Origin of the sequence: Crateriforma conspicua, assembly GCF_007752935.1 — a bacterium.
Taxonomy (GTDB): Bacteria; Planctomycetota; Planctomycetia; order Pirellulales; family Pirellulaceae; genus Crateriforma; species Crateriforma conspicua.
This window is the reverse complement of record NZ_CP036319.1, coordinates 6,721,301-6,746,603: the sequence shown is the minus strand read 5'-3', so window position 1 is coordinate 6,746,603 and position 25,303 is coordinate 6,721,301. Positions and strand designations below refer to the sequence as shown.

At 58.5% G+C, this 25,303-nt stretch carries 24 protein-coding genes; 10 read left to right on the top strand and 14 right to left on the bottom strand.

Annotation, left to right across the window (positions count from 1 at the left end; translation table 11 throughout):
• Window positions 1–38 precede the first annotated feature (38 nt).
• Entirely contained in the window at window positions 39–1,217 is a 1,179-nt protein-coding gene (locus tag Mal65_RS24700; protein ID WP_145303983.1) for an AraC family transcriptional regulator, read from the bottom strand.
• 173 nt (window positions 1,218–1,390) lie between these two features.
• Here Mal65_RS24700 and Mal65_RS24695 point away from each other — a divergent pair, with 173 nt between their 5' ends.
• A complete protein-coding gene (locus Mal65_RS24695; protein ID WP_196784427.1) occupies window positions 1,391–2,665 on the top strand; it encodes a glycoside hydrolase family 117 protein in 1,275 nt (424 codons plus the stop codon).
• Here the strand turns inward: Mal65_RS24695 and Mal65_RS24690 are convergent.
• Window positions 2,643–4,073: a sulfatase family protein gene (locus Mal65_RS24690; protein WP_145303978.1), complete on the bottom strand. Its 1,431-nt coding sequence runs from the start codon at window positions 4,071–4,073 to the stop codon at window positions 2,643–2,645. The genes Mal65_RS24695 and Mal65_RS24690 overlap by 23 nt on opposite strands.
• A 50-nt stretch (window positions 4,074–4,123) precedes the next feature.
• Complete coding sequence (locus Mal65_RS24685) at window positions 4,124–5,737, bottom strand: sulfatase (protein ID WP_145303975.1); 1,614 nt, start codon at window positions 5,735–5,737, stop codon at window positions 4,124–4,126.
• Between the two features lie 716 nt (window positions 5,738–6,453).
• On the opposite strand from Mal65_RS24685, the gene Mal65_RS24680 reads away from it, so the two are divergent.
• Window positions 6,454–7,680 (top strand): glycoside hydrolase family 117 protein, encoded by a 1,227-nt coding sequence (locus tag Mal65_RS24680; protein ID WP_145305183.1) that lies wholly within the window; start codon window positions 6,454–6,456, stop codon window positions 7,678–7,680.
• A 44-nt stretch (window positions 7,681–7,724) separates the two neighbouring features.
• Here the strand turns inward: Mal65_RS24680 and Mal65_RS24675 are convergent, their stop codons facing one another.
• The 3 genes from Mal65_RS24675 to Mal65_RS24670 form a co-directional block, all read right to left on the bottom strand.
• On the bottom strand, window positions 7,725–8,075 hold the full coding sequence (locus tag Mal65_RS24675) for a hypothetical protein (RefSeq protein WP_145303972.1): 351 nt from the start codon (window positions 8,073–8,075) through the stop codon (window positions 7,725–7,727).
• 117 nt (window positions 8,076–8,192) lie between these two features.
• Complete coding sequence (locus Mal65_RS27360) at window positions 8,193–8,321, bottom strand: hypothetical protein (protein ID WP_261343495.1); 129 nt, start codon at window positions 8,319–8,321, stop codon at window positions 8,193–8,195.
• A gap of 9 nt (window positions 8,322–8,330) precedes the next feature.
• On the bottom strand, window positions 8,331–8,648 hold the full coding sequence (locus tag Mal65_RS24670) for a hypothetical protein (protein ID WP_231131242.1): 318 nt from the start codon (window positions 8,646–8,648) through the stop codon (window positions 8,331–8,333).
• Between the two features lie 473 nt (window positions 8,649–9,121).
• Here Mal65_RS24670 and Mal65_RS24665 point away from each other — a divergent pair, with 473 nt between their 5' ends.
• Complete coding sequence (locus Mal65_RS24665; protein ID WP_231131241.1) at window positions 9,122–10,126, top strand: NAD(P)-dependent alcohol dehydrogenase; 1,005 nt, start codon at window positions 9,122–9,124, stop codon at window positions 10,124–10,126.
• Between the two features lie 21 nt (window positions 10,127–10,147).
• Here Mal65_RS24665 and Mal65_RS24660 read toward each other — a convergent pair whose 3' ends face one another.
• Window positions 10,148–10,675, bottom strand: coding sequence for an MgtC/SapB family protein (locus Mal65_RS24660; RefSeq protein WP_145303969.1), 528 nt, complete (start codon window positions 10,673–10,675; stop codon window positions 10,148–10,150).
• Between the two features lie 230 nt (window positions 10,676–10,905).
• Between Mal65_RS24660 and Mal65_RS24655 the strand changes: the two genes are divergently transcribed.
• Window positions 10,906–11,472: a type 1 glutamine amidotransferase domain-containing protein gene (locus tag Mal65_RS24655; RefSeq protein ID WP_145303966.1), complete on the top strand. Its 567-nt coding sequence runs from the start codon at window positions 10,906–10,908 to the stop codon at window positions 11,470–11,472.
• 94 nt (window positions 11,473–11,566) lie between these two features.
• On the opposite strand, the gene Mal65_RS24650 is transcribed toward Mal65_RS24655, so the two are convergent.
• On the bottom strand, window positions 11,567–13,018 hold the full coding sequence (locus Mal65_RS24650) for a tetratricopeptide repeat protein (RefSeq protein WP_145303963.1): 1,452 nt from the start codon (window positions 13,016–13,018) through the stop codon (window positions 11,567–11,569).
• Window positions 13,019–13,284: 266 nt separating this feature from the next.
• On the opposite strand from Mal65_RS24650, the gene Mal65_RS24645 reads away from it, so the two are divergent.
• Complete coding sequence (locus Mal65_RS24645) at window positions 13,285–14,415, top strand: hypothetical protein (RefSeq protein WP_145303960.1); 1,131 nt, start codon at window positions 13,285–13,287, stop codon at window positions 14,413–14,415.
• Between the two features lie 232 nt (window positions 14,416–14,647).
• Entirely contained in the window at window positions 14,648–14,875 is a 228-nt protein-coding gene (locus tag Mal65_RS24640; RefSeq protein WP_231131240.1) for a hypervirulence associated TUDOR domain-containing protein, read from the top strand.
• A gap of 80 nt (window positions 14,876–14,955) precedes the next feature.
• On the opposite strand, the gene Mal65_RS24635 is transcribed toward Mal65_RS24640, so the two are convergent.
• Window positions 14,956–15,501 carry a carboxymuconolactone decarboxylase family protein gene (locus tag Mal65_RS24635; RefSeq protein WP_145303957.1) on the bottom strand — a complete coding sequence of 182 codons (546 nt, stop codon included), beginning with the start codon at window positions 15,499–15,501 and terminating at the stop codon, window positions 14,956–14,958.
• 325 nt (window positions 15,502–15,826) lie between these two features.
• On the opposite strand from Mal65_RS24635, the gene Mal65_RS24630 reads away from it, so the two are divergent.
• Window positions 15,827–16,426 (top strand): RNA polymerase sigma factor, encoded by a 600-nt coding sequence (locus Mal65_RS24630; protein WP_145303954.1) that lies wholly within the window; start codon window positions 15,827–15,829, stop codon window positions 16,424–16,426.
• Window positions 16,427–16,436: 10 nt separating this feature from the next.
• On the top strand, window positions 16,437–16,691 hold the full coding sequence (locus Mal65_RS24625; protein ID WP_145303952.1) for a hypothetical protein: 255 nt from the start codon (window positions 16,437–16,439) through the stop codon (window positions 16,689–16,691).
• 62 nt (window positions 16,692–16,753) lie between these two features.
• Here the strand turns inward: Mal65_RS24625 and Mal65_RS24620 are convergent, their stop codons facing one another.
• The 3 genes from Mal65_RS24620 to Mal65_RS24610 form a co-directional block, all read right to left on the bottom strand.
• Window positions 16,754–17,839, bottom strand: coding sequence for a lipid-binding SYLF domain-containing protein (locus tag Mal65_RS24620; protein ID WP_196784425.1), 1,086 nt, complete (start codon window positions 17,837–17,839; stop codon window positions 16,754–16,756).
• A 71-nt stretch (window positions 17,840–17,910) separates the two neighbouring features.
• On the bottom strand, window positions 17,911–19,575 hold the full coding sequence (locus tag Mal65_RS24615; RefSeq protein ID WP_145303946.1) for an alpha/beta hydrolase: 1,665 nt from the start codon (window positions 19,573–19,575) through the stop codon (window positions 17,911–17,913).
• A gap of 172 nt (window positions 19,576–19,747) precedes the next feature.
• Window positions 19,748–20,518 (bottom strand): exodeoxyribonuclease III, encoded by a 771-nt coding sequence (locus tag Mal65_RS24610; RefSeq protein ID WP_145303943.1) that lies wholly within the window; start codon window positions 20,516–20,518, stop codon window positions 19,748–19,750.
• A 280-nt stretch (window positions 20,519–20,798) separates the two neighbouring features.
• On the opposite strand from Mal65_RS24610, the gene Mal65_RS24605 reads away from it, so the two are divergent.
• On the top strand, window positions 20,799–21,548 hold the full coding sequence (locus tag Mal65_RS24605; RefSeq protein ID WP_145303940.1) for an SDR family oxidoreductase: 750 nt from the start codon (window positions 20,799–20,801) through the stop codon (window positions 21,546–21,548).
• A 34-nt stretch (window positions 21,549–21,582) separates the two neighbouring features.
• Here Mal65_RS24605 and Mal65_RS24600 read toward each other — a convergent pair whose 3' ends face one another.
• Window positions 21,583–22,938, bottom strand: coding sequence for a BamB-related PQQ repeat family beta-propellar protein (locus tag Mal65_RS24600; RefSeq protein ID WP_165701511.1), 1,356 nt, complete (start codon window positions 22,936–22,938; stop codon window positions 21,583–21,585).
• A gap of 97 nt (window positions 22,939–23,035) precedes the next feature.
• Between Mal65_RS24600 and Mal65_RS24595 the strand changes: the two genes are divergently transcribed.
• Window positions 23,036–24,289, top strand: a complete 1,254-nt coding sequence (locus Mal65_RS24595; protein WP_196784424.1) for a S1C family serine protease — start codon at window positions 23,036–23,038, stop codon at window positions 24,287–24,289.
• 51 nt (window positions 24,290–24,340) lie between these two features.
• Here Mal65_RS24595 and Mal65_RS24590 read toward each other — a convergent pair whose 3' ends face one another.
• Window positions 24,341–25,288, bottom strand: a complete 948-nt coding sequence (locus Mal65_RS24590) for a mechanosensitive ion channel family protein (protein WP_145305178.1) — start codon at window positions 25,286–25,288, stop codon at window positions 24,341–24,343.
• Window positions 25,289–25,303: the final 15 nt, after the last annotated feature.

Below are 25,303 nucleotides of genomic sequence, written 5' to 3'. Positions count from 1 at the left end.
TTTGCGTCAATCACGTAATGGATCGCGACACCGATCGACTATTTCGACTTGCGATGTTTGGTGCGATACACGCCTGGGGTCAATCCGGTTTCGCGTTTGAAAACCGCACTCAAGCTTTCTTTGTGGGCATAACCGGCTTTGGCCGCGATCTGTTCCAGCGTCATGTCGGTTTCACGCAGCAGTTGTTTGACGCGATCAAGTTGCGTCGCGGTGATCATCTCGTGCGGCGTGCGTCCAAGTTCTTCGCGAAACCGTCGTTCCAGTTGCCGACGCGACAGATTGGAGATTTCAGTGATGTCGTTGACGTTGATTCCCTGGCAAGCGTTCTGGCGAATGAATCGGCACACCTTGGCCAGTTCGACATCGTCAACGGCAACGACTCGGGTGGATTCACGCTCGGAAACATGACACGGGGGAATCAGTTCGACCTGGCGGTCCGGCGGATGTCCAGAGATCATCTGGTGAAGGATTTCGGCCGCTCGGTATCCGACGTGTTCCGCGTTGGGACGGACACTGGACAACGGAGGGTCGCACATCAGACAGATCGCGTCGTCGTCGTCCACACCGATCACGCCGACATCGTCCGGGATGGAGATACCGATACCGCGACAGGCGTTCAAAACTTGCTGGCCACGGATGTCGTTGCAAACAAACAATCCGGTGGGACGCTGCAACTTGGATAGCCACTGGATCAAGGGTTTGGTGTCGGACAGACCTTGGCATTCCAGCGTGGTCAATTGGCTGCCCAGCTTGCCTTCGGATTGATAGGCGGTGAACGGGCACCCGGACTGCTGGACACAAGCACGAAACGCATCCAGGCGGGTTTCGGAGTAGGTGGCAAAGCGAAAGCCACAGTAGGCGAATCGGCGGAAGCCCCGGTTCCACAGATGTTTGAACGCCACTTCGGCGACTCGGTGGTTGTCGGTTTCGACTTGGGGGATGCCGGAGAATTTTCGATTGCAGCGGACATCAACGATCGGGACACCCAACTGGCGAAGCGGATCGATCACGTGTCGATCGACGCGAGCGATCACCCCGTCGATTCGCGAATCAGACATCCACGGCGGCACGGTGGAATCCAGCATCATTTCTTGATGAAGCAACGACCAGTGGACCTGCGTGCGGGCGTAGTAGGCGACGCCGCGCAGCAGTTCACGACCGTACGCGCGTGACGCTTCGACGAGCAGTGCGATTTGCGGGCGACGTTGTTCAAGCATCGGGCGGGATGACGGGCGGAGCAGCGCAGCGGTCGTTGGCTTTGCGGTCCCCCTGTCACGGGCGGTGAAAGGGCGTGCTAGGCTAGGAAAACCGGTTCCGAATCGGCCGGTCCGGCCCGACGTCCAACGCCGCGGGCCACCCCCATGCTAGTTTCTTTGCGAGACACAACGAGATGTTGACCAAGATGATCGAACCAGAACGCGTCATTCTAACGCTGGCAGGCCTGTTTCTGGCAGCCGCCGGCGGACAAATCCACGCCGATCCCCCGGCCGGTTTTCCCTATCAGTTTCCAGACCAGAAGCCCGACCTGCCGCTGAGCGCCGCCATGGAGCGGAATTACACGGCCTATCCGGCACCGCGACCGGAAAACAACGAACTGTTCACGCAGTTCAAGTACACGCGTTTGAAGGGTTTTGACTACAACGGCCACGACGGCACAATTTCACGTCGCGATCCATCCAAGATCATCGCGGTCAATGGAAAGTATTACGTCTGGTACACCAAGCGTGACACTCCCACCCCGCCACAAGGTGCGGGCAACAGCACCGATGTGATTCCGTCGGCCGATTGGGATCTGGCCGACATCTGGTACGCAACCAGCGAAGACGGTTTCGTTTGGAAGGAACAAGGGGTGGCTGTGCCGCGACCACCCAAGCCAAACGTGGGTTGGCGATCGGTGACCACCACCGACATCCTGGTGTGGAAAGGAAAGTACTACCTTTATTACCAAGGCTTCATGGAAGCCAGTGGAACCCGTGGCGATGATTGTCCGGTGTCCGTTTCCTGGGCCGATTCACCTGATGGGCCTTGGCATCCGACTCATAAAATTGTCATCCCCAACGGCCCGCCGGGACAGTGGGATCAGTATTCGATTCATGATCCCTATCCGCTGGTGCACAACGGAAAAATCTATCTGTACTACAAGTCCGACAGCAACGGTGATCCCTACATTCGCATGCACGGTTTGGCCATCGCCGATGACCCGCTGGGGCCGTTCACCAAGCATCCGTTAAACCCGGTGGTTAATTCAGGCCACGAGACGACTTTGTTTCCGTTCAAGAAAGGGGTCGCCGCGCTGGTCATCCGGGACGGCAATGAACACAACACGGTCCAGTATGCCGAAGACTGGGTCAACTTTGAAATCAAATCGATCGTGGAATTGATGCCCAACGCGGGCGGCCCTTTTATCAAAGATGCCTTTACCGATACCGATGACGGACGCGGCATCACATGGGGCCTTTCTCACTTCACCAACGCCACGGGGAATTGGAAGAAAAACCATGCGATTCTGGCCCGGTTTGATTGTGATCTCAGTCGCGATGTCGATGACCCGTCGATGAAAAAGCACCATGTCTATTTCACGCCGGAGATTCACTTCAACCAAGGCTTGAGCAAGGATCAGCGGGTACGTATCGACCAAGAAACTAAGGCGAATCTGTCGCCGTAGACGGGCTCGACACCGGGACTTTCAACAAGACGTCCATGGGCGGGCCGTGGCGTTGCAACGTATCGCCGCTTTGCCGAATCCACTGATCCAGCAAACGGCGGTGCCGGCGTTTGACCGCTTCATAGCCGGGGTCGGCCGCCAGGTTGCGTTGTTCGGAAGGATCCGATTCCAGGTCGTAAAGTTCTTCGGCGGGACGACGATGGTATTCCCTCAGTTTCTTTGCGACATCGGGATCGGATTTCGCCTTGGCAATCCATGATTTCCACATCGCGTGACCCTCGGCCGACGGGTTATGGTCCGTCTGTGTGGTGAAGTTCCATTCGGGAACGACATTCATCACGTACCGGAAACGTCGAGTCCGAACAGTTCGCAACGGGTACGTGTGATGGGCCGCCGATGAGTTCGTTGAAAAGACGGACTCGCGATGCTGGTCAGTACGGCCACGCAGCAGATCGGCAAAGGACCGACCATCAATTTGGCCGGAATCAAATCCAGAGGACGGCGGCTTTCCCCCGGCGATTTCGATCAACGTCGGCAAGATGTCGACGAACGAAATCAGCGCGTTACTTTTCACGCCTGCCTCAGTAACGCCTGGCCAGTGGACCAAGAACGGGACACGCAGGCTGTAGTCGTAATTGTTCCACTTTCCGTAGGGCAGTTGCGCGCCATGGTCACTGGTGAAAATCACGATCGTGTCGGATCCCAGGTGTTGCTGGGTTGCCCGCAGCACCGCGTCCAATTGTTGGTCCATCCGCTGGACATCGCTGTAGTACCGGGCCAGGTGAAACCGCGTTTCCGGCGTGTCGATCAATTGCTCGTGCAGCGTCAACTTGGCGGGATCGCAATTGGAATCCGGAGTGTCGGGCCAGGGAACATGCGGGTCTTTGATGCCAACCATCATCAATAACGGTTGGATGCCCTTCCGGTTGGCCAGAAAGTCGTCGACCATCTGCGTGTTTTCGAATGAAAAACGGCGATCGTCCACATCGAATCCGGCACGCTTGTCTTTGCCGTGGGTGATCTTTCCAAAGCTGGCCACCTGATAGCCCAAGTCTTTGAAATAACGTGGCAGCTGTTTGACGTCGTCACGGACCAGCGAGTGATTGGGTTCGGCGCCATTGCGAAACGGCATCAGCCCCGACAGCAGGGCACCCCGCGATGGTGCGCAAGTGGGAGACGCCACGTACATGCGATGAAACTGCATGCTCTGTTCAGCCAGTCCATCCAATGCAGGGGTCTGTACGTCCGGGTTTCCCATGAATCCGGCGTCAAGATACCCCAGGTCATCGGCAATGACGAAAACAATGTCGGGAGACTCTTCGGCATCAACGCCGACGGACAGCACTGTGAACACCATAGCGGTGATCGTCCAAATGCGGTTCGGTATCGGATTCGATGAGAACTTCATGGCGGGCCGTCTTGTTTTCGTGTTCGAAATGAAAGGACACAATTGGTGACCTAGTGGGGGTCGGCCAGCCAAGCGTCCAGTTGCTGATTCAAAGATTCTTTCAATTCTGCGTACGATACGTCACCGGCCAAATTGGATAGCTGACGCGGGTCAACGTCTATGTCGTAAAGTTCCGACGTTCCGTCTTGGTATCGTAGGAACGCGTGCCTGGCCGTCCGCAAGCCATGGTTTCCTTTCATGTACGTGAAGACGACTTCGTTGCGTACCGGGGCGGCGTCCGCGGAATGGAGCAGCGGAACCAGGCTGTGACCGACCTTGGGACCCGGTAGCGTCACGCCGGTCAACTGGCAGATTGTCGGATACAGATCGTTCAGACTGGCAAGCTGGCGACGCGGCGTTCCATCACAGGCGTTGGGGTTGCGTGGGTCGCGAATCACCAGCAGCACCCGATTGGCTTTCTCCCACACCGCTTGTTTTGCCACGTGATACTTGGGCCCCAGGTGGTACCCGTGATCGCTCCACAAGACCACCACGGTGTTGTCGGTGTATTCCGATTTCTGCAGTCCGTCCAAGATGCGTCCGAGACAGGAATCGGCGAACGATACACAGGCCAAATAGGATTGCACCAACGCTTTCCATGCCTGCGTTTCGGCGCCGGGGCCACCGACCGTTTTGGCATGGTCCATGATCATGCGGAACTTGCCGCCACGGTAGTCGGTGAAACGTTCGGCTCCTGGTGGCAAGTCTTTCAAGTCGTCGACGATGGTGCGCAGGTTGTCGGAATTCAAACCCGTCATTTCTGCAGTCGGGAATCGATCGAAGAATTCTTCTGGTGCATAGAACGGCAGGTGAGGACGAAACAGGCCAGCGGCCAGAAAGAACGGCTGATCCTGTGGAAGAGTGATTCGGCGTTCGCCCAAGCGGCCACGCGCCGCGGTCGCCGTTGCCGTACCGGATTCCAATACTTGGGCAATGAAGTCAGCCGTTTTCCAATCGCCGGTTTCCTGTTGCGGTTGGGTGCCACGACCAAACTGCATCAATCCGCCATTGGGTGGTGAAAACCGATCCGGCTTACCCGCGGCACCTTGCGCATGATTGACCCAGGCGTCCCATGAATGCCTGGCATCGGCCCAGTCGTCCTTCAACGCCCCGTCGCGATCCCCAACCGCTTTATGAAAGATCTTTCCAGCGCCAGCGGTGAAGTAGCCGTGTCGACGCAACTGTTGCGGCAAGGTGACGACGTCGGACAACGTGGGATACAGTCGGAAGTGGCGGTCGTGCAAATAGTATCCGGAAACATGTGGCGCGACCCCGGTCATCAAAGACGTCCGCGATGGGCCGCACAAAGCAGCGGCACAGTAAGCACGCACGAACGGGGATGATTGCTTGGCCAATCGATTCAACGTCGGTGTCAGCCGATCGGCTACCTGTCGCCGAACCTTCGCATCGGGGTAAATCACTTGCAGAAAGTTTCCGGGTTCCTCCGATGCGAACCCGCTGAAATCGTTCAAGTCATCGACGGCGATGAACAGGATGTTCGGTCGCGCACGCGATGCTTCGGTGGTATCGCCGTGGCATGAGCGGTGAGACGCGATGCTGACCAGTATTGTCAGCATCCCTGTCACGAGTCGGGCGACAAATCGCAACTGGAAGATCCGATACATCACGGTGCGGTTGGGTCTGGCTGGGGAAGAGGATTCGACGGTCGATACCGCTTGGTGTCGGACCGGTCGGTAGTGGTGGAACAAAATCAAACTGTCGGGTTGCGGAGGTCATTGACGGTTGGTCGAAGGAATCGGTGCCGGTTGGTTGTTCGCAGTGTCGGTGGGGTACCGGCGGCTAGCGCCTTGCCGCTCATGTGGTGGTGGGAACCGGCGGCTAGCGCCTTGCCGTTTATGTGGTGGTGGGGTACCGGCGGCTGGCGCCTTGCCGTTTATGTGGTGGTGGGGTACCGGCGGCTGGCGCCTTGCCGCTCATGTGGTGTTGGGGTACCGGCGGCTAGCGCCTTGCCGCTCATCTCTTGAGCCATGATTCAGACGCGCCACTGGGTTGTATACGTTGGTCGGGACAGGCCATCGACATCCGGATTGCCGACCCATTCGACGATCGGGTTTGGCGGACAATGCCGATTCGTGCATTTGCTTGGCAAACGATTGTCAACAATTTACAATCGGGCTGGTGGCGGTCGTCCTGGGAACCGGGATGCTTCGTCACGGCCCACCCGTCTTCGCCCCGCCTTCCGACGATTTTGACTCAGGAGATCTTCACCATGAGTGGATCCGTTCGTCCCGCCCCGCCCAAAGATCTGGGCACACCATCACCAAAGACTCGACGCCACGTGGCCCAGTCCGCCGCCTGCATCAAAGGTCTTCGCTGGTCGATGGCCAGCCTGTTGGTGGTGGTCGCCGCCACCACATCCGCGCAGGACGCGGTCTATCCGTACGGTGTGCCGGCGGAAAAACCTGACATGGAACTGAGCGCCGCGATGGAGCGGGCTTACGAGCAATACATTGCCCCATCGACGTGGGGCAACGAACTGTTCACCAAGTTTCGACATTCGCCCATTGAAGGCTTGGACTATCACGATGGGGACGGCACGGTGTCGCGCCGGGATCCTTCCAAGATCGTCAAGGCGAACGGCAAATACTACGTCTGGTACACACGTCGCAGCACTCCGACGCCGCCGCGCGGAGCGGCCGGTGGAACCGATGTCATCCCGTCGACTGACTGGGATTTGGCAGAAATCTGGTACGCCACCAGTACCGATGGATTCACTTGGACCGAACAAGGCGTTGCCGTCAAACGTCCGCCGAAGCCGCAGGCGGGCTGGCGTTCGGTCTCCACTCCCGATGTCTTGGTGTGGAAAGGCAAGTATTACCTTTTCTATCAAGCGTTTTTGGAAATGTCGGGGACTCGTGGCGACGATTGCCCGGTCACCGCATCATGGGCCGATTCACCCGACGGCCCCTGGCATGCGGTCGGCAAGGTCGTGATTCCCAATGGCGCGAAAGGGCAGTGGGACCAGTATTCAATTCACGATCCCTATCCGCTGGTCTACAAGGGAAAGATCTATCTGTACTACAAGTCTGAAGCGAACGGGAAACCACGACCGGTTCGCTTTACGGGGCTGGCGATTGCCGACAATCCGCTAGGCCCCTATACCAAGCATCCGTTGAATCCGGTTCTGAATTCGGGGCATGAAACGGGGCTGTTTCCGTTCAAAGAAGGGATCGCCGCGATGGTGATTCGGCACGGTAACGAACACAACACGATTCAATACGCACCGGACGGCGTCAATTTTCAGGTGGCTTCCAGTGTCAGCTTGATGCCCATTGCATCGGGCCCCTACGTACCCGATGCATTCGAAGGTAACGACGATGGGCGTGGCATCACCTGGGGGCTTTGCCATCACACCGGTGCAGGTTCCAAAGACAAGCGTTACAGCATTCTGTATCGCTTTGATTGTGATCTAAGCTTGGACGTCCATGACGAATGGATGAAAGAACCCGAGCATTGGTTTCCGCCGGAAGTCTACTTTCATAGTCAAGTCAACGCAGGAAAGCGAAAACAGCTGATCGACGTCGCCGAAAAGGATTTGGCAGAATAGCTTCGGTCACCGAAGATCATCAGCTTGGCAGACCGGCGCGTGGGTCAGGCGTCGGTCGCCGAGCTGATGTTGGCCGGTCGTGTACCGCTGTCTTTGGACGGCTGAGCGCTTTCCCAAGTGACTTGCCGGTTGAAAGCTTTCTGAATCGATTCGGTAATCGCCTTCAGTTCGCCGCCACGGTGCATCGCGGTGCTTAGGCAGCGTGACCGTGCACGCGACTCAATCTCTGCGCTTAGCGGTTGCGAATCCTTCTGGACAAACCCGCTCATTAACAACGCCTTGGTCAGACGCTGAACACGATCGGGATCCAATGTTCTTTCGGTTCCCAGCGTTTCGCAGCACAAATCACTCAGAGCGTTCAGTTGGGCGTCTATTTCGGGGTTGCAGTCGTTCATCGGTGGGTACCTGCGTTATTGGCCAGCGGCATTTACGGAAATCCCTGCCGCAAAGGGAGGCTCGTGCCAGCGGCGATCGGGCAGCACGCTGTCGTGGCTGTCACGTCGTCGCCGAAATCATTCGTCTTGATCGCAGCCATAGGTCGTCTGCATTTGCCGGGCCGATTGCAAACCGGTCGGGCCGAACTGGCCGACCGTCGCCGCAAGCGGTGGTGCGACGACGGCAGCGAGACATCGGGCCAACATTGCCCGCACTCATTCCGAACCGTGCTGTTTGACCATCTTGTTGTAGATGCCCAGCAGCAGAAAAGTCGGAGCCCAATTTCCCACGAACAACGATTTTTGTTTCTGGCCGGTCGCTTGCAGAAACATCGACAGTGCGATGGAACCGCCGGCAGCAAGTAGCCAAGTATCCGATGGCAACTTGGCAGTCTGTTGCTCGATCGACTGTGTCAAATAGCCTTCACTGGGTTCATGGTTGCCGGGTTGGGGCAAGTTGGATGTCTCGTTCGAGCGATTTGCGTGGGCTTGGCTTTCGTGGTCCACGTGGGCTTGTTTTGCAATGGTCGACATCAAAGTCTCCTGGTGTTGTTATCGTTGGAATCTGAATCGACAGATTCTGAATTTTCAAACGTCTGCCGACCAAAGTCGCAACTGGCGCGCCATGCGGCGGAAGCGTCTCCGTTGACGACGCGCAGACGGGTAATCCAGCGTGTTATTGACTCTTGAATCGATGGGCCGTTGGCTTGGAAGGATCCAAGTGCTCGTAAAGCGATCAACATGGGGTTGAGTCGAACACTGCCAAATCACCGACGCATGAAGGTCGATGTGGACAAGTGTCAGTGACACCGTTGGTGTGGCAGTGTGCACTAATCGGGCAATGGAACGGTGATTGCACTCGATGGTGGCTATCGCGGTATTGGTGAACCGCTTCAACCCAGCGCCGATCACAAAATCTCGCCCAGCACACCATCGGCTTGCGGATCAAATTTTTTTGAACGGTGTTTTTCTGGGCGTCAAACCAAAAGTCGACAGGAGTCCCGACGATGACCACGATTGATATGCCCAACGCTCAATCCATCCCCCTTCGCCCTGCTGGTCCGACCATGTCGGCCGTCACCTATGAAGACTATGGCGACGCGTCCGTCCTGAACCCGACGACGGTGGACGTGCCGCACCGTCGGCCGGGGCAATTGTTGTTGCAAGTGGTGGCGTCCAGTGTGAACCCCATCGACTATCGCATGCGGCAAGGGGAGATGCGGGCGGTACTGCCCGGAGGTTTTCCACGCATTCCTGGATATGACGTGGCGGGGTATGTCGCTGACAATGGTGGGGACGGTCCCTTCCAAGTCGGTGATCGGGTCATCGCGTTTTTGAAACATTTGACCGGCGGGGCGTCGGCGGACTACGCGACATGCGCGGTGCATTGTGTCGCGAAAATTCCCGATGATCTGCCGTTCGACGAAGCGGCCGCGATGCCGCTGGCCGGGACCACAGCCCTGCAGTCGTTACGTGATCACGCAAAGATGCAGGCGGGGAATCGGGTCTTGGTCAATGGTGCCAGTGGAGGTGTCGGCATGTTCGCTGTCCAGATCGCCAAAGCATCCGGGTGTCACGTCGATGCGGTGGCCAGTGGTGACAACGAAGCGTATTGTCGTTCGCTCGGTGCGGACGGCTTCATTGACTACACCCAAGTCGATTTCACCCAGGCCGGACAGACGTGGGACATCATTTTTGACGCTGCCGGCAAGTCCAGCTATTTCCAAGCACGCTCGGCCCTGGCGTCCGGAGGGCATTACGTGTCGACCGAGCCGAATCTGTCGGGTTTGGCGGTATCATTGCTGACTTGGCCGCTTTCGAAGTCCGGCCGGATCATGCTGGCGAAACCGAACGGCGAAGATTTGTTACAGCTGATCGATTTGTACCGGCAATCGAAACTGAAGATCACCATCGATCGCCACTATGGTCTGTCGCAACTGGCCGATGCCCATCGGCGGGTCGAACAGGGCGTTGATCGTGGCAAGGTTGTGGTGATGAATGATTCGATGTAAAGCCTTGAAAGTCCAAGAATTTTACTCGTGCGAATCGTCCTTCGATGGATGGTTCTCGGGTGCAACGTTCTGATCGGATTCGCAAATACGTTGCGAATTCCGACGATGCCATCGTGCGATGCAGCGTTCAAGGGCACCAACAATTCCGAGCACAACCAAGCCTCCCAGTGTGACGACGATTGCCAGACGGGTCTGGCCGATGGCCGCGGCGACACCGATTCCGGCGGTCAGATAGATCGTGGCCGCTGTGGTCAACCCTTCGACGCCTTCGTGTTGATCGTGCACGATCGTGCCGGCGCCCAGGAAGCTGATGCCGATCACAATGGCTTGCAGGACACGGATCGGGTCAGATCGCAACAACTGATCAGGCTGCTGGCCCTGGAAGTCGTCAAAGATCCGCTGGCTAAGCAGCATCAGCATGGCAGATCCCGCAGCCACGATCATATGCGTACGGATCCCCGCCGGTTTCCCCGCAATCTCTCGTTCCAGTCCCAGAAGAAATCCCAGACCGGCGGCGACCGCGATCGGGGCCATTTCGATCCATGTCATTCCCGGGGGTTCTCCTCTGTCATGGGGCAATTGGACGTCGGCGGCAGAAACCATGCCGGCTGCAAGTCATGTTCCCACCGCCGGATGGTCATGGTCGGTACGACTGGCGCGCGATGTGCGACGGATTGTTACGCGAAGACGAGAAGTCTCGAAGACTTTCGCGGGGATCCGCCAACTCCTTTGCCGGCTCCCCGATTAATCACCAACAGTTTTAAAGGAAAACCTTTCTGATGAATAAGCAATCGCTGCAAGGAAAACGAATCGCATTTCTGGCAACCGACGGTTTCGAACAAGTCGAATTGACCAAGCCGTGGCAGGCCATCCGAGACGCCGGTGCCGAGGTGGTTCTGGTTTCACCCAAAACGGGGCAAATACAAGGTGTTAACCATGACGAGAAGGCTGACAAGTTTGACGTCGACTTGAGTGTCCATGATGCATCGGCCGAAGATTTCGACGGCTTGGTTTTGCCCGGTGGCGTGATGAACCCCGACGCACTGCGAACCTGTGATGTCAGCGTCGGTTTCGTCCGTGATTTCTTTAAGCAGCACAAGCCGGTTGCCGCAATTTGTCACGGTCCGTGGACGTTGGTGGAAGCCGACGTGGTTCGTGACCGAACGGTGACGTCATGGCCCAGTCTGAAGACCGACCTGGTCAATGCCGGGGCCCAATGGGTCGATGAAGAATGCGTCTGCGATCAAGGCTTGGTGACCAGCCGCAATCCCGATGACTTGCCCGCGTTCTGCGACAAGGCGATTGAGGAATTCGCCGAAGGAAAGCACGCGGCCCAGACGATCTGATCCACCGACGCCTGATCGATCGCCGCCCGCCTGGCGGCGGCGATCCGCGGGCGATCATCGTGTTGGCACGGCGATTTCGAACCGATTTCGAACGTCAGTTGGTCCAGGTCATGACCAGTCCGCCTTCGGTTCGTTCGGTGTCATAGTCGTCATTGTCAGTCGCGAATCGATCGTGGCCGGCAACCAGAGCGATCTTCAACCGTTCGCTGCACGCATACTGCAGCCGGCCGTGCAGTCGCCAAAAAAACTCGTCTCGCGATACCGGTCCGGTGAAATCTGCATAGCTTCGATAACCCAGTCCCAACGTGGGTATCAGCGACCAGCGGTCGGTCCAGTGGTAGGTCGTCGATGCGTGTGTGTTGAACGACCAATACCGGTAATCATCGCCGACAGTATCGGCACGTTCCAAATCGACGCCGATCGCATAGGAGGGCAATCGTTTCCACCGGGTTCTGGAAAACCGGCTGATCCCTGTCGTGTAGGTCGTCCCGTCCAGAGATGTCTGTGTGGGCAATGATCCATCATCACGGAAATCGGAATCTGCCAGCGTCAGGTACAGATAGTAAGCATCGAGACTGGGCAAAATCGTCGTCGCGGATAACGTTCCCGCCAAACGGTCGCCCACCGTTGATCCGTCAAACAGGTCTCGGGAATAGACCGTTTCCAATCGAAAGATGGCGTCGGACCGACCGATCGATCGATCGTGTTCGACAAAGACGCCGGGCTGAAAGCTGGCCAGGTTGAACTGTGAAAACGCCGACTCGTTCAGCGTGAAGTAACCGCGAAATAGCGGGCCTAAACGCATCGCGTCGCGATTGACGATCTTCCAATCGACGTCGGGGCTGGCGAAGCCTTGGAAGCTGGCGCTGTCGGATTGAGCCAGTTCGCGACTGACGGGTGTCAGCGTGATGTTGTCGTTGTACAGCAACCCCGTTTCCAAGTACCACCGAATCGGCGAAGTCGGTTGACCGACGGCTTCCGCCAACTGGTCTTCCGCTTGTTTTTCGAGTTCCAGTTTCCGCGTTTCGAGGTCATCGGAACCATCAAACGTCTGGATTTCGTATGACGCCAAACGCGTCGATGTACCATCGGTGTCGTCGGAGGAATCGGTTGCAGTAGGTTCCGAACGGTTGCCCCGGTTGTTTGGTTCATTGCCGGCCACAAGACCTTGGGACCGCAACTGATCGGCATAGTGGCTTTTCGGGGCAATTTCAAAGACGCGTTGGAAATGGTGGTTGGCGGCAACGGGATCGCGCGCGGACAAGTACTGTCCCCGGTCGAAGTGAGCGGCCGCGTTGTTCTCGTCCAGCGATACCGCTTTCAGGAAAGACTGTCCTGCGTCATCGGTCATGCCCAAGGTGTTCTGCAGTCTTCCCAGTGAACGCCAGCTATCGGAATGGTTCGGATTGACGGCCACCTTGTCTTGTAACATGGCAAGCATCTTCAGCTGTGCCGGCGTCGGCGTATCCGTGGCATCTGCTTGCACCGGAGGCCCGATCAGGCAACACGCCGTGAAACTGAGCGCGAGCGTTCGCAATAGTCGCATGGTGTCGTGACGGTCAACCGACCGTGGACGGTGCATTGCCGTGACGGAGACACAAACGACCAAGCGTGGCGGCGATGCAAAATCTTCTGATCCGGCCAAGGGGAAATCTCAAACACTTGCGTATTGATGAAAACTTTTCGCGTCGTTGCCCGCGACGCACGTATACGAAAGGCCAGAGTCAAAAAGCCACCTTGATTCGCACCAATTCGTTTTGATATTCGCCCACGGACGACCATTCGCTTCCCCACCGCAATTCAAGGATGAAGATGACGAAGTTTCGTATCGCTAAAACGGCAGCCGCGCTGGCAACGGTCGCGCTGACTTCCACCGTGTCCGCCCAAGGCTTGGGAAACGCGTTGTCCGGTTTGCAATCGCAGACGCAGCAACAGATCCAGCAACGAGTGCAGGGCCAAGTCCAGCAACGCGTTCAGGCTCAGGTGCAACAGCAACTGCAAACCAAGGTTCAGGCCCAGGTGCAGTCGAACATCCAGGGGCGTGTGCAGGCTCAGGTGCAAAACCAGATCCAACAACGCGTGCAGAACCAAGTGAATACAACGGTCCGGCAGGCCGTCGGGCTGGCGGCACGTGCCCAACGCGCCGTTGACGTTTCCGCGGGGGCCAACGCTTCCCTGTCATCAAAAGCCTCCGTTAACGGGAATCGCGCTGGAGCCAAACAAAATGTTGGTGTCAACGCCCGCGTCGGATCACAAACGGGGATCGGCATCGGTGACATCGCCGTGACCCAACAAGACGTCGCGGCTTTCGATTCGATCTTTGGCCAATTCAATCCGTTGCGAAAGGCGGCAATCGTCGACGCGGCAGCGATCGCCGACGCCACATTGGGTGGACGTTTTGTCGCCCAAGCACAGCGACCAACGGATTCCACGTCATCGGAACAATCCGGCGATGCAGATCAAGCCGACCAGTCCAGGTCGCAGGTGTCCTCCGTCGCATCGTCGATGAACCAAGTGGCATCGGATCAGGCAAGCCAAACCAGTGATTCCGGCCAGAGCGCATCGTCGGAATCGTCTGCGCAAGGGCGTGCCGCGGTGGTCGGATTCCTTTCGGCCAAAGCCGACTTGCAAGCGGAGATCGTCGCGGCGGCACAACAACGTCGTGCGGAGATCTCACAGATGCGGGACCAAGCTTTGGCCGATGCCAATGCCGAACTGATGATGCGAGCGGATCAGATCGAGGCGCAGTTGGACGCGTTCACCCAGACGCAGATTGCCGCGGCCGGTGAAGCACGTCAGCGTGCCACTGCGGCCGTCTCGGAAAACGCGGTCAAAGCGCGGGGCCAATTCCGTGCGAATGCTTCGCAACAGATCGATGCAGCCGGACAGTCAATCGGCGGCCAAGCATCGGTTCGTGGCCGCGGAACAGCCACCGTGCGCTAAGACCGTTCGTCTTTATTGATGCTTTCACGATGACGTCTTCGCGGGAACCGAGGTTTCCGCGAAGACGTTTTTTTGTGGCAGTGTGACCTTCGCTTGCAATCTGTTTCGGCAGACGGCCGCGAAAACGGTCACCGGGGCGAGGGTTGATCAATCGATCCGCGGGTTTGGCATGGTGGGTGCATCCCAGGGATGCTTCGCCGATCGCGACGTGCGTTCGACCGACACACCCCAGATGAAGAGAATCATGGACAAGTACGACGAAGGCACTAATGTGAAATGGAAGTGGGGCAACGGCTATGGGCGGGGAACCGTCCAATCCGCTTTCGAAAAGAAAGTCACTCGCAAGATCGACGGGAAAGAAATCACCCGCGACGGCAACAAAGACAACCCGGCCTATTACGTGACCGTCGAAGACGGAAACAACGTCTTGAAGCTGCACAGTGAATTGGAAAAGGCCTGAGTAGGCTTAGGCAAAAACATGGGTCCGCCGTGGGATTGGCGGACCCAATGGGATTTCCGGCTGATTGTTCCCTTTGCCAGTCAGGCCGTTGCCAAAGCTGGCGCGACGGGGAAGTCGATTTCCGGGTCGGCGACGTGGTTGAAATAGTTGGTGAAGATGTTCAATGCCACGTTGGCAACGATCTCACCGATTTGACCGTCATCGTATCCGGCGTCACGCAACGTTTGGACATCTTCGTCGGAGACGTTTCCACGTTGTTCGACCAACTTCTGAGCGAACTGAACGGCCGCGGCTTCTTTGGGTTCCGACGCGGTGCCTTGTCGTGCTCGCAGGACTTCTTCGTCGCTCAGTCCGGCTCCCTTGCCCAACAGCGTGTGTGCGGAAAGGCAATAGCCACACTCGTTCGCTTGGCCGGTCACCAACGCGATGCGTTCGCGGACGGGGGCGGGCAGGGCACCACCAGCCAACGCCCCGCTGAATGATAGATACGCGTTGGCAACGGCGGGGGACTGTGCCATCGTGGCGATGATGTTGGGGACCATGCCCATCTTTTTCTTCACGCCTTGAAAGATTTCAGCGGCGGGGCCATTGGCATTCTTGACGTCGACAGGTGCGATGCGGGTCATCGTTCGGTTGCTCCGGGTTTGGATTGAAATCGTGAGTGAAACGGAAGGTCAATTTCGTTGACGTGTATGGGACGCCGCGATGGTCGGCGGTCTTACCCCGATCTGAAAAACTTTTTTCGCGGCGACCCGCTGGTGTGTTTTGCCGGCAAAGAGTGCGGGACAAGTCGTTCGATCGGTGTAAGATTGGTCGCGGTGAGAGCGTCCAACGTTACAGCGACGCTAACGTGGTCCACACGCGGCGATCTTCACCTGGTGTGACGAAACGTCAGAGATCGGTTCTGGCGCGTGGGTCCGTGGACGCACTGAAGCAGGCAAGGAGAATCGATTGCATCCCGACGACGCACGATGGATCGAAGATTTGCGGGGCGGCGGCCCGGATCATGACGCGGCCGTTTTGCGGCTGCATCAGGTGTTGGCCAGGGGGCTAAGCAAGGCCTTCGCGAATCGGTTGCGTGGTCCGCTGCAAGCGGACGACGTGGCGCAGGACGCGATGGTCAAAATTCTGGCGACGATCGACCAATTCGAAGGCCGCAGTCGACTGACCACTTGGGCGATGGCGGTGGCGATCCGGATTGCCGTCAGTGAACTGCGACGCAAACACCACGACGACGTTTCGCTTGATGCGGTTGCCGGGCCCGATCGGCTGGTCGTCCCGGACCAGTGGAGCGATCGTCAGATGCAAGACACCGAACGTGACGATGTGCTGCGTTTGCTACGTCGATTGATCGATACCGAATTGACCGATCGCCAGCGTGGGGCGATCAACGGCCTGCTTGACGGAATGACGATCGAAAGCGTCGCCGAATCGCTCGGCAGCAACCGGAACGCGATCTACAAGTTGGTCCACGACGCCCGTCTGCGTTTAAAAGTCGGTTTTGAGTCGGCCGGTTTGATGCCCGAAGATATCCAAGCGGTGATTGCCTGAGGTTTTCAACATGTCATTATCCGAACAACAAGTTGCCACGTTGCTGAATTTGGTCAGCACCACCGAACCCGATTCGCTGGATTGCGATGGATGCTTCGGCAAGATCGCGGAGTTCGCCGAATTGCGTCTGAAAGGCAGGTCCGTTCCCGACGCGATGAAAGCGGTGGAAGTCCATCTGCGACAGTGCCACTGTTGCCAGACAGAATTCGAAGCACTGATGGACGCGCTGGGCGAACTGGATGGCGATACGGTTCGGCCTCAGTGACACATCAGCGGCGGCGAGTCAGTGCATCGCCGGCGGCGGGTCAGTGCATCGCCGGCGGCGGGTCAGTGCATCGCCGGCGGCGGGGGCAACTGCACCTTCGCATCATCCGGCTGCAGCGAACGGTGATAGTGTTGCAACAGCCCGTACACCGACTGGAATTCCGGTCGTTGGGCCAAGGCACGGTATTGCGGGTTGGTGGCCACGGTCTGATAGCGGGCAAGCGTCGGTGCCAGGTCTTCAGGAGTCACGTGTGTCGATGCGGCAAACATCTCTTTGGGCAAAGCCAAGAATGCCTGCCATTGCGGATCGACCAGATCGAACAGCTCCGGTGCAATCTTTGTCAACTCGTCCCGCAACACGTCCGATTCATGTGTTGCGAACTGATCGACAAATCCCAGTCCGGCGGCGGGTTGGCCCGGGACCGGTGCGGTGGGAATCGCGCCGGCGGGTGCAACCGGTGGTGTGTTGGTGCCCGTCAAAGCCGCGATGGATTGGGTCAGTTGCTGAGCCGTCGGGGGCACGATGACGGGTTGGCCCGGACCGGCGCTGCGGTAATAGGCGCCCGTGGCCAGTTGATCGATTTTGATCACGGAACCGTCGATGGCCACCCCGGCGAACAGCCCGCGTGTGCGAGCGTACGAATAGATTTCCGCTTGCAAACGGCCGTCGGTTCCCGCGCTGGCTTGTCCGCCCAGCGGGCCGGCGGCGGCCGCCACGTCCGCGCCCAACGTCAACTTGCCGTCCAAAATTCCTTGAACGCTCTGTGCGGTTTTGAACACCAGCACGATGTCGGACGAATTGACACCGATTTGCCATCCGACGTTTCCGCCGGTCAAAGTGATGAAGACCGGGGCATGCCAGGGCCCGGCCGCGTCGCGGACGCACAGTACCCCGCGGCCGTGCCGGGCACCGACGACAAAGCTGCCTTTGATCACGCCCGGAATGACTGCCACGGCATGGGCACCGCTAAGCATCGACGCGGGGATCCGTGTCGCCGCATTGGCCATCGTTTCGTTCAGCACCGCTTGAGCCTGCTGCACCGTTTGTTCTTCACGCATTTGGGCGTTCGCCCGTGACGACGTGAAAAGACAGGCCGAAACCAAAACCGCGGTGACGTATCGAACGCCGATGAAAAAACGCGTGGACATAAGCTGCACCGTCAAGGTGATCGTGAAAGAAGCAATCGAAGCAGAAGAGTGCGGGCAGTCGTGCCCCATTGTCAGCGGCGTGATGGTAGGACGACTGCAGCGTTGCGTTCGACCAGTTTCCAATACACCTTTTCGCCCAATCGGCGGCCGACCAGGGATTCACGTTGCCACGCCGGCAAACGCGACTGCACGACATCGTACAGTTCCCTCAGCATGAATTCACTATCGCCATAGTAGCTGTGCCCTAACAGGCTGAGATCGATGCCGCTGACATCCACGGTTTCCACGCCGGGGACGATCACCAGGTGGTCGCCGCTTTCGCCCGCACGTGGGTATCCATGGACTTGCTTGGACGCGATCAACGCTTGGTCGTCGGACGATGCATACAACGTGACTTGATTGGCCAAATCCGTCAGCGGGCCGGCCAAGTCGCGGCGAAAGTAGTCGGCGTCGACATCCGGGGCCGCCATCACGACGCGGTCGAAAAGTTTTTCGCCGGGATGCGACAACTGGATCTGCTGCATTGCCGCGGTCATCGCCCGGTTGCCCATGCTGTGAGCGACGACGTTGATCGATCGCGCCCCGGTTTTTTGCACCAAGTCCATCAAGAACTGCCGCAAGTGGCTGGTCGTCCACTGGACGTTGTTTTCGTCGACCGAATAACCCAGCAACGTTCCCTGGCTGGGCCAGCTATAGCAAATCGGCACGCCGTCAAATGGCAAGTCGACGGCGATCTGGGCGGTGCGACGAACGGCTGATTGAAAATCAACGTTGTAGCCATGAATGAATAACAACAGTTCGCGGTCGGTCGTCTGGTCGATGCATTCCCCCAGACGCCGATGAAAATCTTCGGGAATCAGCTCGATCGCTTGAGTTAGAACAACGTGTTTTTCTTGGTCTTCGGCGAACTCAAGCCGCAACAAACTGGGGCGTTCGACTTCGCCGCGGCGATGCGTATCCGGCACGGTGACTTCACACACACCGTGCTGCAACGTTCCACGCTGGCCGGTGTAGGTGACGCCGTGTTTTTCGATGTTCGCACGTCCCATCAGCACGACCAGACCGGTCAAACAGCCCGTCATCCCCGCCAGAATCATCGACAGCGTGGCGATGCGGCCGTTGCGGCGGATCAGTTGGAACAGGCTGAATCCCAGTAAGACGAAGAACACCATCGACGCGACCAAGAAAAGGTTCCGGTCGCCCGTCATGCGATAGTCGGCAAGCGATGTTGATCCCTGGGCACGATCGGTCGCGTAGAACACTTGCAAGGTGGCGAAACCCGATTCTGGATCGTGGCTGGCCCCGGCAGGCAAGTCTTCCAAGTGCGGCGGAAGACGGACCTCGCCGAACGCATCGCCCATCGTCGACGCCGGCGCGCGTGACGGTGCCAGCTGCTCCACCGCCATCGAATTCGGCGATTCCATGGTCATCGCCGGCGCAGCGGTCGGTGCGGCTTCGACGAAATCCGGGGCCGCGACTTCGGCGGCCGGCGGCTCAGGATCGACCCATTCTGCGGAAGCGAGATTCGCGTCGGGGGCGGCCATCACCACGGCATTCGCATCGCGGCCGCCCATGGCGTGATCGCCTTGCCGGACTTCATCAGGGGCGACCGACGCTTCACCGGGCGGCTCGGAACTGCACCCGACGGTCAACAGCAGGGCGGGCAAGAACAGCACGGCAAGGATGCCGAATCGGGACGGCAGAAATGCACGGGCGGGCTTGGTAGGTGTCAGCATCGGCGGCGGGCAACGCGAAACGGGTTCGGCTAAGGGCACACAGAATGCCTTATCAAATCCAATTCACGTTCGTCGACATCGAAAGTCGATGCTGGGGCGGGGCGTGTTCAGATGGTCACCGGGTGCCTTGCCGGCCGTCACACCAAAAGCCGGCAGTCGCATCGTGCTGGCTTCACGTCGACGCCGGTTTCAGGGTCAATTGGACCGGGCAATGGTCCGATCCAAACACCTGGTCCAAGATCTTCGCATCGGCAACCCGGTCCCAGAACTTCTTGGCGACCCAGAAGTAATCCAAACGCCAACCGATGTTTCGTTCACGGGCGTTGTTGCGATACGTCCACCAGGTGTAGCGATCCGGGGAATCATCAAACACACGGAACGAATCGACGAACTTCGCCGTCGCGATCGCGTCCAGCCCGGCGCGTTCTTGATCGGTGAATCCCGCGTTCTTACGATTCGCTTTGGGATTGGCCAAGTCGATCTCTTGATGGGAACAATTCAAATCGCCACAAAAGATCACCGGCTTACGGCGATTCAGTTTGCGTAGGTATTCCAAAAAGTCGGCGTCCCACTGCATCCGGTAATCCAGCCGTTTCAATCCACGCTGCGAATTCGGCGTGTAGACGTTGACCAGATGAAAGTCGTCAAACGTCGCCGTGATCACTCGGCCTTCGCGGTCGTGGTGATCCAGCCCGATTCCCAGGGTGTGCTTGTTCGGCGCGACTTTGGTCCACACCGATGTGCCGCTGTAGCCCGCCTTGTCGGCCGGATTCCAGATTTGGGTGTACCCGAGATCGTCGGCCCAGGATGTGTCGACCTGTTCCGGCTTGGCCTTGGTTTCTTGCAGGCACAGCATGTCGGGCTGATGGTCGACAACAAAGTCGCGGAAGCCCTTTTCCATCGCGGCGCGGATGCCATTCACGTTCCATGAAACCAACTGCATCGGGCGGCATCCCTGCAAGAAAAAGTCATGTGGAAAAAACGATGGACCGACTGTCCGGCGGAACCAGACACACGGCGGTCATTGAAGAAACGCTGAAACGTCGCAGCGGCGGCATTCTACTTGCCTACGTTACATCCACAGCCCCCCCCTTTGCTTCCGGACCCTTTGGTAACACACCGCTTCCCCGGGGGTGGCACGGCATTGGCGGTGTCATGCATCAATGGGAACATGGGACAGGGCAGAGGACGACACATTTCTACCGAATCACTTGAGGCATGACATGACATTTCAAGTCGACGGCAAAGTTGTATTGATCACCGGTGCCAATCGGGGGATCGGTCGAGTCATTTTGAACGAAGCGATCGCGCGTGGCGCGGCCAAGGTTTACGCGGCGGTGCGACGGCCGGAATCGCTCGATGAATTGGTCCAGCAGCACGGCGACCGAGTGGTCCCCGTCGCATTGGACCTGTCCAAGCCGGAAACGATCGAAGCGGCGGCCAAGACCGCCAGCGACGTCGACTTGGTCGTCAACAATGCCGGCGTGCTGAAGAATGCGACGCCGCTGGCTGACGACGTGGTCGATTGTTGGCTGTACGAATCCAATATCAACGTGGTCGGACTGATCCGAATGGCCAAAGCGTTTGCGCCGGTCTTGAAAGCCAACGGTGGCGGTGCGTTCGTTCAATTGAACAGCGTCGCGTCGATGCAATCGTTCACCGATTTTTGCACTTATGCGGCGTCCAAAGCGGCCAGCTATCTGTACACCCAAGCGTTGCGTGACGAGTTGTCCCAGCAGGAAACCGCAGTGGTCAGCGTGCATCCCGGTCCCATCGATACTGACATGGCTCACGATGCCGGGCTACAGGATATGACTGAGCCGCCGCAGGTGGTGGCCGACGCGATTTTCGATGCCTTGGCCGAAGGACGCTTTCACGCCTTTCCCGACAAGATGGCTCGGCAAACCGCCGAGGCTTATGGTGGATACATCGACGCGGTGGTCGGTGACGCGTCGCTGCCCGCAAAGGCTTGATCGGCCGAGGCCTAGAATCAAGACACAATGATCGTCAATGCACTGTGATCTTGGCCAGCGTCTTGCCGGCCCGCAGGATCAGACCGTCGCCCGATACCGCGGGCGACGCTGTCATCGATTCCCCGATCGTGTTCCGCCGCTGTTCGGTCAGACCGTCGTGATCCACTTTGGCGATGACGCACTGGCCGTCACTATTGAAGAAGTACACCGTGTCGTCGTCGACCAGCGGTGACGCCACATAGTTGCCACCAATTCGGTGTTTCCACAACTCAAATCCCTCCGCCGCGTCCACCGCGGTGGCAACGCCGCTGTCGGTGATCCAGATCACCATGTCGTTGCATAGCACGGGATACGACAAACGTGCGTTTCCCCGGTCATGATTCCAAACGACATGCGTATCGGTGACGTCGCCGACCGTTGAATCATCAATCCGAATGGCCATCAATTCGGCTCCCCGCGAACCGGTGTTGATGATGACCGTGTCACGGAAGACCAGCGGCTGCGCCGAAGCGTTGTAATCGTCATGGCGGACCGTCCAGATTTCTTCACCCGTTCCGGCGTCATAGCCGAACGCCGCGCGCGATCCCACTGAGACGATTTGCGTCTGGTCGCCACGGCGAAACACTGCTGGGGTTCCAAACGCTTTGCGAAGATCCCCATCGCGCAGCGGCCGCCCGTCGTCATCCAGGTCGCCAAAATCCGTACTGCGTGGCGTCGTCCAGACCGTTCGCCCGGTGTGTTTGTCCAGCGCCGTAACGAACTGATGGTCGATGCCATCGAAGGTCAAAATCACAAGGTCGCCGACCACCACGGGCGACGATCCGGGGCCACGAAAGTGACGCACGTTGATGTCGCGACGCTGCCAAACCGTGGCTCCGCTTTCCACGTCCAGTCGCGCCGTACCATAGGTGCCGAAATGGACATAGACCGCATTGGGTTCCAAATACGGCGTGGGCGCCGCGTAATTGTTGACCGGATTCCCAAGTGGCTCCGGTGTATTGTTTTGGAACAACATGCGGTGATGGACGACTTTACCACTGGCCGAATCAACCGCGGTGATAAATTGTCGCTTACCGTCATCGGTCGCCGATGTCAGCCAGATGCGGCCGGATCCGACCACCGGCGTGCTGTGGCCGCCGTGTTCCAGCGAGGTGGTCCAATCGATGCCTTGGCCGCTTTCCCAGTCCCACGTTTTCCAGATCCGGCCCGCCATGGTCGTCGGTACGGTCCCGTTGGCGGACGGACCCGACTTGGTCGGCCAAGGGACCTGGGAAGACAAGGGATGCTGGTGTGCGGTCTGGGCAACCACCACGGTCGGCGGGACAGACAGGCATCCGGCAATCACAAACGCGACGGTGCAACGGAATCGGCGGGCGGGCAAGTCGATCATGGGTGGGAAATCAAAGGGTGACTTGTCAGGAAAGGCGGGGACGCGGAAGCTGGTGGGAATCCCCCGACAGATTAACCGAAGGAGTTGGATCAGCGGCATGACGAATTCTATTTCACGCCCGTTTGCTTGGTTGATGTTGTTGGCAAACATCGTATTGCTGGTGGTCGTGCTGTCGATGCTGATCGGTGGTGACGATGCACCATCGCTGGCGCAGCAGCAGGACCAAGATGCGGGTGCCGTCAAAGAATCGGCGACACCGGCCCCCGATCCCACGGACGTGGACACACGAATGCGGCCGCCCACTTTGCCGTTGCCAGCGCCACCGGCGGTCTCCGTTGGCGGTTCGAACGCGACGGCGGCTGCGGGGCTGTCGACCGAGCTGGCACAACAGGAACGCGCCACGATTCAATTGTTCCGCGAAGTATCACCCTCGGTCGTTCACATCACGACCGCGCGTGTGGCACGCGACCTGTTCACCTTGGACGTTCAGCAGATTGCTCAAGGCAGTGGGACCGGATTCGTCTGGGATGACCAAGGCCACATCGTCACTAACTTTCACGTCATTCGTCGTGCCGACGTGGCGACCGTGGCTTTTGACGACCAGAACACGTATCCGGCCAAGCTGGTCGGTTCGGCCGAAGAAAAAGATTTGGCGGTTTTGAAAATCGACGCACCACCGGAACAGCTTAAACCACTACGGATCGGTGTCTCGTCCGATTTGCAAGTCGGCCGCATGACGTTTGCCATCGGCAACCCGTTCGGGCTGGATCAAACTCTGACCACCGGTGTCGTCAGTGCGCTCGGGCGTGAGATCAAATCCGAATCGGGCGTGCCCATCAAAGACGTCATTCAAACCGATGCGGCGATCAATCCGGGCAACAGCGGTGGCCCGCTGTTGGATCTTTCCGGACAACTGATCGGCGTGAACACCGCGATCTTCAGCCCCTCCGGTGCATACGCTGGTATCGGTTTTGCCATCCCCGTGGATACCGTCCGCTGGGTTGTGCCGGAATTGATCCAACACGGCCGCATCATCCGACCGGGCATCGCCGTGACGGTGGCCAGCGATACGATGACCCGTCGCTGGGGACTGCCCGACGGTCTGTTGGTGTTGCGAGTGACCGAGGGCAGCCAAGCGGAAGCCGCGGGACTGCGTCCGACACGTCAAACGCGACGCGGCGTGGAACTGGGGGACATCATCGTGGCGATCGATAACAAACCGGTGAAGTCGACCGCGGATCTGGTGCTGATTCTGGAGAACTACACCGCCGGAGATGTCGTCCGGCTGACCGTGTTGCGCGGCGGCAACCGTGAACTCGTTCCGATCCAATTGGAATTGTTGGACGAATAGTGGTCGCCTGGACCGTCGTGGTCATGGCCTCGCGTCGTTTCGCACAGCCTCTTAACCGGCGATGGCGTCGCGACGGGTCGGCCGTGGACGCTGGCGTGGCGTCGGCTGGGATCCATCATCATCACCGGCGACGCGGTGCAAATGGATGTCCATTTGCGGGAACGGGATGCCGATTTCGACGGCGTCCAGGTTGCGTTTGACGGCACCCGTCAGAGCCTCATGCGCCGGCCAATAGTTTGACGATGCCACCCACAACCGGACTTTCCATTCCACGGCACTGTCGCCCAGTCCGCTAAGCACGACGGCGTACCCGCGATCATCGCCGGGAATCATCACGTCCGACAACGATTCGGCAGCGCGAGTCAGCGCGGCACGGGTTTCGTCTTGGTTGGCCGAATAGTCCACACCGACGACGACTTCGACGCGACGGTGCGCGTGATGGCTGATGTTCTCGATCGTTCCGCCGGCAATGCTGCTGTTGGGGACAATGATGCGACGATTGTCGGGCGTGTCCAACGTGGTCGTGAACAAGTCGATTTCGTTGACCGTTCCGGCGACTCCGCCGGCATTGATGAAATCACCGACTTTGAACGGTCGAAACACCATCATCAACACGCCGGATGCAAAGTTCGACAGCGTGCCTTGGAAAGCCAGACCGACGGCAAAACCGGCGGCGGCCAACATCGCCGCTAATCCGCCCAGCGGAGCACCCAATTTGCTCAGCACCGCGGCGGTCACACCAGCAAGGATGGAATAAAACACCAGCCGACCGATGAACTTGCCCAGCGTTTGGTCGACACGTCGACAGATCGGCCCGCTGATGATGCGACTGATGTAAGAAGCCACCAAGTACCCGATGAAGATGACGCCCAAGCCGATCGCCGCGGCCAACAAGCCCGGGACCACATTCTGTGTCATCGTCGCGGTCAAGCCTTCGTAGTCGCCCGCTTGCATCTGTTCAATCAAAGTCGACAGGGTGTCGCCGACCGACTGGGCCATGTCGGGTTGATCGGT